This window comes from Actinoalloteichus hoggarensis (genome assembly GCF_002234535.1).
Lineage (GTDB): Bacteria > Actinomycetota > Actinomycetes > Mycobacteriales > Pseudonocardiaceae > Actinoalloteichus_A > Actinoalloteichus_A hoggarensis.
This window is the reverse complement of record NZ_CP022521.1, coordinates 3,310,696-3,324,327: the sequence shown is the minus strand read 5'-3', so window position 1 is coordinate 3,324,327 and position 13,632 is coordinate 3,310,696. Positions and strand designations below refer to the sequence as shown.

13 protein-coding genes are annotated in these 13,632 nt (G+C 70.4%); 7 read left to right on the top strand and 6 right to left on the bottom strand.

Translation table 11 applies throughout. The features are described 5' to 3' along the window. The first annotated feature begins 47 nt into the window (after positions 1-47). Positions 48-1,385, top strand: a complete 1,338-nt coding sequence (locus AHOG_RS14680) for a M20/M25/M40 family metallo-hydrolase (protein ID WP_245856242.1) — start codon at positions 48-50, stop codon at positions 1,383-1,385. 473 nt (positions 1,386-1,858) lie between these two features. Next, a complete protein-coding gene (locus AHOG_RS14675) occupies positions 1,859-2,128 on the top strand; it encodes a hypothetical protein (RefSeq protein ID WP_093941859.1) in 270 nt (89 codons plus the stop codon). Positions 2,129-2,343: 215 nt separating this feature from the next. On the opposite strand, the gene AHOG_RS14670 is transcribed toward AHOG_RS14675, so the two are convergent. The 3 genes from AHOG_RS14670 to AHOG_RS14660 all read right to left on the bottom strand — a co-directional run bounded on the left by AHOG_RS14670 (position 2,344) and on the right by AHOG_RS14660 (position 4,445). Further along, entirely contained in the window at positions 2,344-2,559 is a 216-nt protein-coding gene (locus AHOG_RS14670) for a DUF5703 family protein (RefSeq protein WP_093941858.1), read from the bottom strand. After that, positions 2,556-3,614, bottom strand: coding sequence for a YncE family protein (locus AHOG_RS14665; protein ID WP_093941857.1), 1,059 nt, complete (start codon positions 3,612-3,614; stop codon positions 2,556-2,558). The genes AHOG_RS14670 and AHOG_RS14665 overlap by 4 nt, the downstream gene beginning before the upstream one ends. 105 nt (positions 3,615-3,719) lie before the next feature. Further along, complete coding sequence (locus AHOG_RS14660) at positions 3,720-4,445, bottom strand: carbonic anhydrase (RefSeq protein WP_184451111.1); 726 nt, start codon at positions 4,443-4,445, stop codon at positions 3,720-3,722. Between the two features lie 286 nt (positions 4,446-4,731). On the opposite strand from AHOG_RS14660, the gene AHOG_RS14655 reads away from it, so the two are divergent. The 4 genes from AHOG_RS14655 to AHOG_RS14640 all read left to right on the top strand — a co-directional run bounded on the left by AHOG_RS14655 (position 4,732) and on the right by AHOG_RS14640 (position 9,526). Beyond that, positions 4,732-5,778 carry an LLM class F420-dependent oxidoreductase gene (locus AHOG_RS14655; RefSeq protein WP_093941855.1) on the top strand — a complete coding sequence of 349 codons (1,047 nt, stop codon included), beginning with the start codon at positions 4,732-4,734 and terminating at the stop codon, positions 5,776-5,778. Beyond that, the gene (locus AHOG_RS14650) at positions 5,778-6,611 is read left to right on the top strand and encodes an undecaprenyl-diphosphate phosphatase (RefSeq protein ID WP_093941854.1); all 834 of its coding nucleotides are present in this window, start codon (positions 5,778-5,780) and stop codon (positions 6,609-6,611) included. Before AHOG_RS14655 ends, AHOG_RS14650 begins: the two co-directional genes overlap by 1 nt. Positions 6,612-6,932: 321 nt before the next feature. Then, on the top strand, positions 6,933-7,631 hold the full coding sequence (locus tag AHOG_RS14645; protein ID WP_093941853.1) for a histidine phosphatase family protein: 699 nt from the start codon (positions 6,933-6,935) through the stop codon (positions 7,629-7,631). Between the two features lie 875 nt (positions 7,632-8,506). Further along, entirely contained in the window at positions 8,507-9,526 is a 1,020-nt protein-coding gene (locus AHOG_RS14640) for an aldo/keto reductase (RefSeq protein ID WP_093941852.1), read from the top strand. A 577-nt stretch (positions 9,527-10,103) separates the two neighbouring features. Here AHOG_RS14640 and AHOG_RS14630 read toward each other — a convergent pair. After that, complete coding sequence (locus tag AHOG_RS14630) at positions 10,104-11,051, bottom strand: HAAS signaling domain-containing protein (RefSeq protein ID WP_093941850.1); 948 nt, start codon at positions 11,049-11,051, stop codon at positions 10,104-10,106. Between the two features lie 3 nt (positions 11,052-11,054). Next, entirely contained in the window at positions 11,055-11,387 is a 333-nt protein-coding gene (locus AHOG_RS14625) for a PadR family transcriptional regulator (RefSeq protein WP_093941849.1), read from the bottom strand. Positions 11,388-11,907: 520 nt separating this feature from the next. Between AHOG_RS14625 and AHOG_RS14615 the strand changes: the two genes are divergently transcribed. After that, positions 11,908-12,345, top strand: coding sequence for a VOC family protein (locus AHOG_RS14615; protein WP_093941847.1), 438 nt, complete (start codon positions 11,908-11,910; stop codon positions 12,343-12,345). 482 nt (positions 12,346-12,827) lie between these two features. On the opposite strand, the gene AHOG_RS14610 is transcribed toward AHOG_RS14615, so the two are convergent. Further along, on the bottom strand, positions 12,828-13,598 hold the full coding sequence (locus tag AHOG_RS14610; RefSeq protein ID WP_093941846.1) for an NAD(P)H-dependent oxidoreductase: 771 nt from the start codon (positions 13,596-13,598) through the stop codon (positions 12,828-12,830). Positions 13,599-13,632: the final 34 nt, after the last annotated feature.

Below are 13,632 nucleotides of genomic sequence, written 5' to 3'. Positions count from 1 at the left end.
CCCCCTCAAACTGCCGCGGAGGCACGGGTCGATGGTAGAAAGTGCTGGTGAGCACCCATGGAGACATCACCAGCGGGCTCGGCGTCGTCGAGGACGATGCGGTCCGGCTGACGAGCGAGCTGATCCGGATCGACACCACCAACACGGGCGATCCCGACACGGTGGTGGGGGAGCGGGCCGCGGCCGAGTACGTCGCCGAGCAGCTCGGCGACGTGGGGTACGAACCGACCTACGTCGAGTCCGGGGATCGGCCGGGGCGGGGCAACGTGTTCGTGCGGCTTCCGGGTGCCGATCCGAGTCGCGGGGCTCTGCTGGTTCACGGCCATCTCGACGTCGTGCCCGCCGACGCCTCGGAGTGGTCGGTGCACCCGTTCTCCGGCGCCGTGCAGGACGGCTACGTCTGGGGCCGCGGCGCGGTGGACATGAAGGACATGCTGGGCATGTCGCTCGCGGTCGCCCGCCGGTTCAAGCGGGAGAACATCGTGCCGCCGAGGGACATCATCTTCGCGTTCCTCGCCGACGAGGAGGCGGGCGGACTTCAGGGCTCGCAGTGGCTGGTGGCGAATCGTCCAGATCTGTTCGAGGGCGCCACCGAGGCGATCAGCGAGGTCGGCGGCTTCTCGGTCACGTTCAAGGACGGGGTGCGCAGCTACCTGGTGGAGACGGCGGAGAAGGGCATCGCCTGGCTCAAGCTGAAGGTGCGGGCCCGCGCGGGCCACGGCTCGATGGTCCACGAGGACAACGCGGTCACGAAGCTCGCCGCCGCCGTCGCCCGGCTCGGCACCCATCGCTTCCCCATCGTGATGACCGACTCGGTGCGGGAGTTCCTCGCGGGCGTCACGGAGATCACCGGCTGGGAGTTCCCCGAGGACGACCTCGACGGCGCGATCGGCAAGCTGGGGGCGATCTCGCGGATCGTGGGAGCGACCCTGCGTGACACCGCGAATCCGACGATGCTCACCGCGGGCTACAAGGCGAACGTGATCCCCTCGGTGGCCGAGGCGACCGTGGACTGCCGGGTCCTCCCGGGCAGGCAGGAGGCCTTCGAGCGTGAGCTCGCGGAGATCCTCGGACCCGACGTCGAGCGCGAGTGGATCAGCCTGCCGCCGGTCGAGACCTCCTTCGACGGCGCCCTGGTCGACGCGATGACCTCGTCGATCACGGCGGAGGACCCCGGCGCGCACGTGCTGCCCTACATGCTCTCCGGCGGCACCGACGCGAAGGCCTTCCAGAAGCTCGACATCCGGTGCTTCGGATTCGCCCCGCTTCAGCTTCCCGCCGACCTCGACTTCGCGTCGCTCTTCCACGGTGTGGACGAGCGGGTGCCCGTCGACGCGCTGAAGTTCGGCACCCGGGTGCTCAACCGCTTCCTGCTCTCCAGCTGAGTCCGTCGGCGGCCCTGCTCCGCCGACAGGCGGGCACGGCGGTCGCCGCGCTGGGTGATCCACCGAGGGCGGACGTCATCGCGTCGAGTCGTCCGCGGTCGGGCCGGTCGGCGCGGCGGTTCATCGCGTGGGCCTCTGCCCCGGCGGTACGAGTTCGTAGGGCGAGGCGGTCGGGCATAGCGGCTCTGCCGGCTGCGGAGCGGCGGCCGCTGCTCGTTCTCGGGGCTGCTCAGGGGGACCGGCTCGCCTGCCGCTTCGGTGTTCTCGGCTGGCGACCGCTCCGTGGGAGCGGCAGCCGAGGCTCCCAGGTTGAGGCGGCCGACAGGCGTCGACGGCGGGTCCGGGTCGCCGCGGACGGTGTCGGCTGCGGCCTCGGAACAGCGGATCGGGCCGCGTGGCGGCGGGGCCGACGCGCCCTCCGGGGGTGTGGCGCCTCGGCCGCCGGGCGGGCCTCGGCATCAGGAGAACCGGCGATGGCGAAGAACGGCGCCCCGGTCGGGGCAGGGCTCGACCTCATCAGGCATCCGGTGGAGGGCAGGGAGGCCGTGATCGCGGGTCGCTCGCCTGAGTGGAGCATGCCCGCCGAGACCGGTCCGGGTGGTCGACGGTTCGCGCGGCCTGCCCAGGCGGCTGTCGCCGCGCGGAGCACCGGTGCCCACGACGCGCCTGCGGGCTCCGACCGCGCCGCCGGCCTGACGTCTCTCCGCGCCGTCGTCGCGGTGCCTGCCCGGACGCCGTCCTGACGTGGGGCTGCCGTGGTGCGGGGGTCGCCATGGAGAGTGACGCGGGTCGCCGTCGCGGTTCAGACGCCGTCATCGCCGAGACGCCCCGTCCAGGCGTCATCGTCATCCGGAGGCCCGGACGGCACCCGTGGGCCCGATCGGTACGCGCGCCCCCAGCGTCCCGGCCCGCGGGCAGCGGCGGGGACGCCCCGCGTCGGGAGTACGAGTCTGCCGTCTCAGGTGAAGAGGCCGGGGATGCCCACCGCGCTGCGCCGCCGCCGCAGCCAGACCTTGCGGGTGCCGTCGCCGAACAGCAGCACGCGGGCCAGTTCCCAACCCGCGAACTCGGCATGGATGGCGAGCTGCACGGCCGCGGTGCGCCGGGAGACCCCTGGCGGCAGCCGCAGCGGCTGATACTCCCAGTCTCCTTCGATGACGGCCTCGTCGTTCACGGATGCACCACCTGTATCCCTTCTCCGGTGGCGGAGCCCACCACCACCGCGCCGGTGTCCTGATCCACGGTGACCGAGTTCGGTTGACGGACGCTGGGGAAGCGGTGACTCTCGACCGGCTCCCCGCCCGCGACGTCGTAGCCGACCAGCTCGTTGGTCTCGGTCAGCGTCACCCACGCCAGGTCACGCTGCTCGTCGTAGGCCACGGCGTAGGGGCCGCCGGGCACGGGGTAGCGCTGCCGGAGCAGGAAGGGCTCGGTGGAGAACACCAGCAGCTCACCGGATCGGGTCTCCGTGACGATGATCCGGTCGAAGCGGTCGGCCACGGCGTTGGTGGCGCCCTCGCCCGCGCGCAGCGCCAGCCCTCTGCGAGTCTCCGGCAGGTTCACCTGAACCAGGGAGCTCTCCACTCGGTCGAGGGCGAAGACGGTCTCCTCGACGGTCAGCACGTCGGTGACGCCCGTGAAGCCGGGCACGTCGCGGTGGTCGCCCGCCTCGTCCCGCAGCCCTACCGTGCCCCCCGCATGGGCAAGGACCGTGGTGTCGGCCGATTCGGCGATCGAGACCGCCGCGACGCCCAGGTCGATCTCCTCGGCCGTCGCCGTCTCGAGATCGACCTCGACGAGCAGGTCCGCGTCGGGGACCGGGACTCGCACTCCGCCGCCGGTCGGTTCGAGGCTGCCTGCGGGGCCGGGCAGCGGCACCTCGCGCGGCGGGTCCTGCGGGTCGGAGAGGTCGGCCAGCACCAGGTGCGGCGGCTCGGCCAGCGCGGCGACGAGGGTCCGGCTCGCCGCGTCGACGTGCACCGCGGTGACGCCGCCCCGGCCGAGTGGAAGCACCTCGCCCGCCGGGGCGTCGGCCTGCTCGGGGGAGTCGGCCGGGCCCGCCGCCGCCGAGACAGGCAGCGGGTCCTCGCCGACGATCTCGTCCGCCATGCCGAAGGAGCAGCCGGTCAGCAGGGCTGTTCCGGCGGTCAGGACCGCGACGAGCCGCAGCGGGGCGGTGGCGGTTCCGGTCGATCGGGCGAGGCTGGTCGAGGTCGGAGCTGGTCGCATCTGTCCAGCATCCCTCATCGACTCCGGCGCCTGAGGCCCGAGGGGCGGCCCCGCTCGGGTGGTGCCCCGGCGTGCCGGGCAGCGCATCGGGGCGGGTCCGCGACCTCAGGGGAGTCGCTCGACCCGACCGGTCGTCAGCTCGTAGACGGCCGTGACGATCCGCACACCGTGGTGCTGGACGGCGTCACGGACGATCTCGGAGCGCTCCAGGAGCATCGCGGCCACCCGGCGGGCCTGCGTCCGGACGCAGGCCGCGAGGAAGGCGTCGGCGTCGGCGTCGGGCGGAGTCGCGCGGACGGCGGCCTCCACGTCGCGCACCAGCGAGCTGATGTCGCCCTCGAGGTGTCCTTCGCCGTCGACGGTGTCGATCGCGGCGGCCACCGCGCCGCATCGGGCATGGCCGAGGATCACCACGAGCGGGGTCCCCGCGTGCTCGACGCCATACTCGATGCTGCCCACCACGGCGTCGTCGAGCACCTCGCCCGCCGAACGGACGGTGAAGAGATCGCCGAATCCCCGGTCGAAGAGAATCTCCGGCGGAACTCGGGAATCCGCGCAGCCCAGTACCGTCGCAAAGGGGTTCTGTCCTGCTGCGAGAGAATCGCGCCAGGCCTCGTCCTGGTGAGAGTATCGCGGATTCCCCCGGACGAATCGGGCATTCCCCTCGGAAAGGAGCCGCCAGGCTGCCGCGGCGTCGGTCGGGCGGCCTGTTCGCGGCGTCGGCGCAGGTGATGGCGTCTGTCCCGCGACCGGTGATGCGGCGGCGAGCGAGGTCAGGGCGAGGCCGGCGATGGCCGCCGCGCCTAATCCGAAGAGGCGTCGACGAGTCATTCTCGGTCTGGTATCGGACGGTTTCACTCCCCCAGAGGTGTCAGCCATGCGGGAATGGTAATCAGTTCGACGGTCAGTCCAGGAGGGCGGGAAATTGGACAGTGTGGACGATGATCGACAAAGGATCCGGAAACGGATCATGATGCGCGTCACTCGATCGGCGGCGGGTCGAACGATCGTCGTAGGGGCCGGGTCCGTCCGGCGGAGCCGTCGCGGATGTCGGTCGGGGCGGTCTCCTGCGTGTGTGGGCTGTTCCACTCGGTTACTCGTCGGTAGGGTTCGGCGGGTGCGACTTGGGCTGAATCTCGGGTACTGGGGAATGGGCAACGACCACCACAACCTGGAGCTGGCCGTGGAGGCGGACCGGCTCGGCTACGACGTGGTCTGGGTGGCGGAGGCCTACGGGTCCGACGCGCCGAGCGTGTTGTCGTGGATCGGCGCGCGGACCACGCGGATCGGATTGGGCAGTGCCGTCATGCAGATCCCGGCACGGACGCCTGCCGCCACCGCGATGACCGCCGCGACGCTGGACACGCTGTCGCAGGGCCGCTTCCGTCTCGGCCTCGGCGTGTCCGGGCCGCAGGTCTCCGAAGGCTGGCACGGCGTCCGATTCGCCAAGCCGCTGGGGCGCACCAGGGAGTACGTCGAGATCGTCCGGGCCGCGTTGAGCCGTGGGCGGCTGCGCTACGAGGGGGAGCACTATCGACTTCCGCTGCCGGACGGTCCGGGAGCGGCGTTGAAGCTGACGGTGCATCCGGTGCGCGAGGACATCCCGGTGTACCTGGCGAGCATCGGCCCCAGGAACACCGAACTGGCCGGCGAGATCGCCGACGGGTGGCTCGCGGTCTTCCTCTCGCCGGAGCACGCGACGGAGCAGCTGGGGCATCTGCGGACCGGTCGAGCACGTGCGGGACGCGAGCCTGCCGGCTTCGACGTGGTGCCCACCGTCCCGATCTGTCCCGGGGAGGACTGGCGCGCCTGCGCCGATGCGGTCCGCGGCTACGCGGCGCTGTACGTCGGCGGCATGGGCAGCCGGAAGCAGAACTTCTACAAGGACCTGGCCACACGCATGGGGTTCGGCGAGGCGGCGGCGGAGATACAGCGGCTCTACCTGGAGCGGGACTACACGGGCGCCATGGCCGCGGTGCCGGTGGAGTTCCTGGACGCCATCGCTCTGCTGGGGCCTGTCGAGCGGATAGCAGACCGGATGCAGGCCTTCGCCCAGGTGGGGGTCACCACCTTGTCCGTCACTCCGATGCTGCAAGATCCGTCGCGGGGAGTCGAAACCCTTCGTCTTGCCGTCGAGGCTCTTGACCTTGCAGGAGTGAGTTAGTGACGTGGTTGGAAGCCCTGGTCCTCGGAATGGTCCAGGGTCTCACGGAGTTTCTTCCGGTCTCCTCCTCCGGGCATCTTCGGATCGTCTCGGAGCTCTTCTTCAGAGAGGACGCAGGCGCCTCTTTCACCGCCGTCACCCAGCTGGGCACCGAGGCGGCGGTGTTGATCTACTTCGCCAAGGACATCGGACGCCTGTTCATGGTGTGGTTGCGGGGCTTCCGTGACAGCAGCGTGCGACAGACGCCCGACTACAAGCTGGCGTGGTACGTGGTGATCGGCACCATTCCGATCGGCGTGCTGGGACTGCTCTTCGCCGATCAGATTCGCACCACCGCACGAAACCTGTGGCTCATCGCCACCACGCTCATCGTGTTCGGCATCCTCCTCGGACTCGCCGAGTACCTGGGCAGACAGCGCAGGCCGATGACTCAGCTGACGCTCAAGGACGGAATCATCATGGGCTTCGCCCAGTCGATGGCACTGATCCCCGGAGTGTCTCGGTCGGGCGGGACCATCACGGCAGGCCTGTTCCTCGGGCTGGACCGGCCCACCGCGGTGCGGTTCTCCTTCCTGCTGGCCATTCCGGCGGTCGTCGCCTCCGGACTGTCCGAGCTGCCGGAGGTGTTCGAGACGGGCGGGCCGGGTCTCCAGCCGACCTGGGCTCAGATGCTGGTCGCCACGCTGGTGGCGGGCGCGGTGGGCTACGCGATCATCGCGTGGCTGATGAGGTACGTGGAGCGGCACAGCGTGTACCTGTTCGTCTGGTACCGGATCGCCCTCGGCGTGCTGGTTCTCGTGCTGCTCTCCACCGGGGTGATCAGCGCGGGCTGACGGCGCGTCGCGAACGGGGGTCGGCACCTGGTGTCGGCCCCCGTTCGTGTGTGAGGGGCCGGTGGGCTTCTTGGTGGCGTCGTGGCGTGCCGCGATCCCGGTGATGCGGAAGAGCCCGTTCCCCCTGCGGCCCGATGCCCGGGCGCGGCCGAGTGAGGAGCGTGGTCCCTGACTCGCCCCGAGGCCGGCGCCGTGGGTGCGCGGGCCGCGCGTTGCTCCGGCGGGCGCTCCGACATCCTCCTGTCGGGGCCCTTGAAGGCCGCTTCCGGCGGGCGTGCCCGTCGTGAGGAACGAGCGGTGCGGCGTCAGTAGGCTGGTGACATGGCCACTGTGATCCTGCTTCGGCACGCCCGGTCCACCGCGAACGGGGCGGGTGTGCTCGCGGGCCGGACACCGGGAGTGCGACTGCACGAGGTCGGCGTGGCCCAGGCCACCGAGCTGGTGGCCAGGCTGGCGGACGTCCCTCTCGTCGACGTGGTCACGTCGCCGTTGGAGCGCTGTCAGGACACGCTGCGGCCGTTGCTCGGCGACCGGGACGTCGAGCCGACCGTCGACCCCCGCCTGGCCGAGGTCGACTATGGAGCCTGGACCGGACGATCCCTGCACGACCTCGCCAAGGAGGAGCTGTGGTCGGTCGTGCAGCAGCATCCCTCGGCGGCGGTGTTCCCGGAGGGGGAGGGGCTCGCGCAGGTGCAGACCAGGGCCGTCGAGGCGATCCGGGAGCATGACCGGCGGATCACCGAGACCCACGGCGCCGACGCGGTGTGGCTGGCGTGCAGCCACGGTGACGTGATCAAGGCGATCCTCGCCGACGCCCTGTGTACTCACCTGGACGGGTTCCAGCGTCTCGTCGTCGATCCCGCCTCGCTGAGCGTGGTGCGCTACACGTCGCTGCGGCCCTTCGTGATCCGAGTGAACGACAACAACGGTGACCTCTCCGCGCTGCTGCCCGCCGAGAACGCGGACAAGAAGGTCGTCGGCGAGACCGACGCCGTGGTCGGCGGCTCGACCGGGCCCTGATCGGTGTCCATCCCCGTCCGATGCGGGCCGACCGGCCGACTCTGATTCCGATTACCTCCATCGCTTCAGTGGTGAACAAAACTAACGTTCGACCCGCCCGCCGACCACCCGCCCGGACCACGCCTCCGACACCGACCGAAGGTCCGCGTGCTTCGCTCGGGGAGTGGCGGTCGCGGGGTGTTCTCCGCGGGGCCCGTTGGTCGGTCGCCGACCACCTCGGCCGGGATGCGAGCGTGGCCGGCGATGACCTTGTGATGTCGCCGGTCGCCGAAGGCGGCGGTGGCGGCGAGGTTCCGGGCGCGCACTGGCGGAGGGCGGTGCGGGAAGTGACGTGCCGGGCTCGGGTGGGGTCGTCGGTATGCGGTGCGGCCGTGAGCCCGTGTTCGGTGGCTGGGAAGGCGGTGAAGGGGTCGACCCGTCGTTCGAAGGGTGATGGCGATGTCGGCCTGGTTGCGGGCCGGGTCGGCCTCGGTGCAGGTGTCGAACTGGTGGCGGTGCACGGCAATGCTGAGATCGGCCCGGCCGGGAGGCGGCGACAGGCCGTGGCCGTGCCCGACCCGACGCCGGCCGGCCTCGGCCGCGATGTCGTGTACCGACGCTTCTGTGTGCGACGTGAGGAAGGCCGCGGTGGCGGCGTCGAGCGGAGTCCTCCTTGTTCCGCCGGGCGTCCGCCCGACGGGCCGGAGCCCCGTGCCGGATGTCTCGGTCGCCGTCATTCACCGCCCCGTTCCCCTCGCTGTCACGCTTGCTAAACGGAATCGGGTTCCGTTATGTTCAAGTGGAACAAGGTTCCGCTTGATGGTGATGTCAGAGCAGGACCGAGGGCGAGGCCACGACGGACGCCACGCTTCATCCGCGATGGAGGAACACGACTCATGCGATACCGCACCTTGGGCCGCACCGGTGTGCAGGTCAGCTCGCTCGCGCTCGGCGCGATGAACTTCGGCAGGATCGGCCGCACCACCCAGGACGAAGCCATCGCCATGGTCGATGCCGCTCTCGAAGCCGGCATCAACGTCATCGACACCGCCGACGCGTACAGCGGCGGCGAGTCGGAGGAGATGGTCGGCAAGGCCATCGTCGGCCGCCGTGAGGACATCGTGCTGGCCACGAAGGCGAGCCTGCCGATGAGCGACGAACGTAACCACCAGGGTAGTTCGCGCCGCTGGCTGGTCACCGAGCTGGACGACAGCCTGCGCCGCCTCGGCGTCGACCACGTTGATCTCTACCAGATTCACCGATGGGACCCGAGCGCCGGCGACGAGGAGACCCTGTCGGCATTGACCGACCTGCGGCGCGCGGGAAAGATCCGTTACTTCGGCTCCTCGACGTTCCCCGCTTACCGCATCGTGCAGGCCCAGTGGGCCGCCCGCGAGCATCACCTGGGCCGATACGTCACCGAACAGCCCGGCTACTCGATCCTGCAGCGCGGGATCGAAACCCACGTGCTGCCCGTGACCGAGCAGTACGGGCTCGGTGTGCTGGCGTGGAGTCCGTTGGCCTCAGGCTGGCTGTCGGGTGCGATCCGCGAGGGCCGGGACATCACCACCAGCCGCTCCACGTTCATGCCGCATCGCTTCGACACCGCCGTCCCCGCGAACCGGGCCAAGCTCGACGCCGTCGAGCGACTGGCCGCACTCGCCGACGAGGCCGGCCTGACCATGATCCAGCTCGCGCTCGGATTCGTGACCGCGCATCCCGCCGTGACCAGCGCGCTCATCGGTCCGCGCACACTGGACCACCTGCACTCGCATCTCGCCGCCGCCGACACCATGCTCTCCGCCGACCTGCTCGACGCGATCGACGCGATCGTCGCCCCCGGCACCGATCTGGCCGCGCACGAGAAGAACGACACCCCGCCCGCGTTGCTCAACCCGGCACTGCGCCGCCGCTGACTGCCGGCGTCACCGTGCCGACCACGGCAAAGGAGCTGAGCGGCCGGTCGTGTCGTCGTCGCAGTCGGTCTCGACCATGACCGGCGCGGCATAGCGGACCCGGCGGGTGACGGCCGTCAGGGACTCTTTTCTCGAGGTGCCGCGCCACCGTGTCGGCGCGGTCCGGTGGCGGCCGGTGCCGCGGCTGGGGCGATGGCGCCGAGGAACACCGCGCCGGGCGCGAGGTCCAGCGTGGTGGCCGGCACCGCCGTCCGCGGCGGGCAGGGCGGGCACCCGGTCGTCGAATCTGCGGAAGGGGTGGGTGATGTGGGGGAGATCGTGGCCCGGTTCGTCGGTGTCGATCAGGTGCCCGTCGACGGCGGTGCCGTCGCGGGCGTCGGAGTGCCGGCCGCCGATCGGGGACGGGGGCACGGCAGGTGGCGTTGGAGTCGTCACGATTCAGCCCGCCCGTCTCATCATCGACCTCGTAGTCACCGGTGTGGATACGCGACCCATGTCCGTTCGTTCGGTCGACGAGGGTGCGTGGCGTGACGCACGGCACTTGCTCTGTGGGCTGAGGATCTCCGCCGGACCGGTGTCAGCCGCGTGCCTGCCGGAAGCGGCTGTACACCGCGTTCGCGCTGATCAGCAGCACTCCCAGGGCCGTGACGGTGTAGAAGGCGTCCGGGGTCTCCCATCTTCCGTTGATGTCGGTGAGGAAGACCTCGTTGAAGAGGCGCTGATCGTGCAGCACCCAGATCAACGGCAGTGCGAACACGGTCTCGGCGGCGGCGTAGCCGAGGGCCAGGCGCATCGTCCAGCCGCGTGCGGCGATGCGGGCCAGTTCAAGCACCGCGACGGCCGCCAGCCCGGTGAGGATGGGCCAGATCCAGCCCGACCACAGCGCGGGGTCGAGCACGGCGACTCGCTCGATCCGGCCCGTGGGGTCGTCGGCGCGATACGGCCGGGCGACGTGCTGCCAGACGATGAGCCCGATCAGCAGAATGGACCAGACCGCGGACGCCCACGATCCGGTGGCACGCTCGTCCCGCTTTCGGAAATCGGGGAGGTCGTCCGGTGTCCAGTGCCGAGTGATCCTCGAGGCATCGTGTCGGAACCGCTGGTACAGAGCGAAGACCACGGTGGTCCAGCCGAAGAGCTGGATGCCGATCATGAACGTCGCGCCGAGCCCGGTGGCGACGGCTGAGCCGAGGTCGCCGCCGTCGACGACGTCGAGCGCGACCAGCACGGCGACGGCCGCGGGTAAGGCGGTGGAGAGCAGTACCGCCAGCAGCCGCAGATAGGTCGGATAGAGCTCACCGCCGATCAGCGCCACCGGCCGGTCCGCGTAACGCGCGGCCAGTCGTATCGGGTCGCCCATCTCGGCCAGCACGGCACGCTCGCCGTCCTCGGTGCGGGGGTAGCGGGCCTCGACGGTGTCGGCGATCGTGGCGCGGAGTTCCGCGGCGACGTCGGAACGCTGGCCGGTCGGGAGCCGCCGGACGACTTCGTGCACGTAGCGGTCGGTCAACGCGGTGGTGCTCATGAATTACTCCTTGATCAGTCGTGACATCGAGGCGACCAGGTCCTGCCACTCGCGGACCAGCACCGCGCGGGCCTCGGCACCGGCGCCGCTCACTCGGTAGAACTTTCGCGGCCGGGACTCGTCGGTGTTCCACTCGCTGGTGAGCAGTCCCTGCTTCTCCAGCCTGCGCAGCAACGGGTAGAGGGTGTTGCCGTCGACGGGGATGCCTGCCTCGGCGAGTGTCTCCAAGAGGGCGTAGCCGTACTGCGGCTCGTCGAGCAGCGCCAGACAGGCCAGGACGACGGTGCCCCGTCGGAGTTCCTGCGCCTGCCCGGAAATCGGTTCTCCTGAGCTCACGCTCGACACAATACAGTGTGATACACACTATCGTGTGAGTGCGGGTCGGGGAGGTCGCCTTTCGTGATGGTCCCGGTGTGCTCGGCGCACCGGCGGATCGACTCGCGCGTGGACGGCGACCGCCGGGAGACCGGCGTGGCGCCGTGTTCCGGCTCCTGGTGCGATCGACTCGGCGGTTCGCGGGCGCGCGGTCGAGGTGTGGGGCGGCCGGTGGGCGTCGAAGGACTGCTCCTCGCCGCGGCGACCTCCATCTCGCGGGGGGAGGAGGAGGCGATGCGGCGAGGTCGAACGGCCCGTGTCGGGTGCCATCGGGCGGGAAGGTCTTCGCTCGACGGCTGACCCTCGCGTGGGCGTCGAGGGAATGAGAGCGCATTCGGTGACGGGGCGTCCCGGACGGGGGAGACACCGGTGCGGCCGCCGCCTGCCTGGTCGTTCTCCGGCGACGATGGCGGGGCGGTGCTGCGTCCACGTTCCTCGCGTGGGCGGACACCGGACACCGGACAGACGGAGGAGGATCAGCATGACGATCCAGCGCATGGATCACGTCGGGATCGTGGTCGAGGATCTTGCGGCGGCCGTCGCGTTCTTCGTCGAACTCGGCCTCGTCATGGAAGGCGAAACTCAGGTCGAGGGCCGATGGGTCGACCGTGTGGTGGGACTGCCGGGGGTGCGGGCGGATCTGGCGATGCTGCGTACCCCGGATGGTCATGGGCGGGTGGAGCTGTCGCGGTTCCGGGCGCCGGCGAGTCCGGCGGGCGCTCGGCACGCACCGCCGAATGCTCCGGGCCTCCGGCATCTCACCTTCGTGGTGGGCGGTATCGAGGAGCTTCTGGGACGACTGCGATCACATGGGGTCGAACTCGTCGGCGCGGTGGAGCAGTACGAGGACGGCTACCGGCTCTGCTATGTCCGCGGCCCCGAGGGGATCATCGTCGAGTTGGCCGAACAGCCCGAGTGACGCTCGCGGGGTAGCGGGCAGGACATCCGACCGGTCATCGACCGACCACAGTCATCGGTTCCCCCGTCCGTGCTCCGGACGGGGCGCTCGTCATGAGAGGACGCCACGCCGACGACCATCGCTCGTCGGCGTGGCTCGTGGATCTCTGTGCACCGTGTCGCCTCGCGTCGTTGTCGACGAGAGCGCGGCGGCGGACGGCCCTCGACCGCCCTCCGGAGGCGTCACCTCGGATCCCGGGGCCGATGAGATCGGCGTACCCGGTCCGTCGACACGGCTGGGACGGGCACCGCGGCCTGCTCGCCCGGGTCGAGCAGGCCGCTGATTCTCGGCCGCTGTCCCGCCATATCTCCATCTAATATGCCTATCGCTTCAGTGTCGGATAAATTCAATACCGAACCACGCGAGAACCAACAGCATCAACGACGGCAAGAGGGTCCCGGCGACTGCGATGGGTCCGCTCGCTTGATCGCGGTCGATCGGGGTCAGTTCGTCTGGTGGATCCTCAGTCCGCTGCGGCCCGGGGCGAGCTCGGGGCGAAGCACCAGGTCCTCGTAGTCGCCGTGGTTCTGCCTGCGGAAGGGAATCGGCGCGGCAGTGGGCAGGGTGCGGAGGCGTTCCCGCAAGTCGGTCCTGGCGTTGTCGTACGCCGTCTCCGAGAAGCGGTCGGCGCCGTAGACCACCAGGGGCGGCAGCACCGAGAGGCCCGCGTACCAGAGTGTGCCGTGCTGGATCGGGAACAGCAGTTCCCCGATGTCGCCGTTGACGCCTCGTGGGCCGAGCGCCGGTTCGCCGGAGCCCGCGCTGGTGATGAGCATCGCCCGCTTGCCCGCCAGCCTGCCCTCGCCGTATCGGAGGGTGCGGCGATCGGGTCCGGGTGAGCTGACGCCGTAGCCGAAGCCCTTGACGAAGACCCGGTCGAACCAGCCCTTGAGGATGGCGGGCATGCCGTACCACCAGAGCGGGAAGTGGACGATGACGGCGTCCGCCCAGTCGATCTTCTCCTGTTCGAGGCGGATGTCGGGGCTCAGGGTCTGGTTCTCGAGGGCTTGCCGGGACGCGGAGCCGACGACGAGCCGGTCGGCGGGCTCGTGGGCGAAGTCGGCGCCGGTCACCACGGGGTTCCAGTTCATGGCGTAGAGGTCGGACTGGCGGTGGTCATGGCCGAGTTCGGTGAGCGTGCGGATTCCCTCATCGCGGAGGGCGCCGTTGAGGGAGCGGGGCTCGGGGTGGGCGAAGATCCACAGAACCTTCATGGGTTCGTCTCCTGTCGTCGAGTGGTGTCGCGTT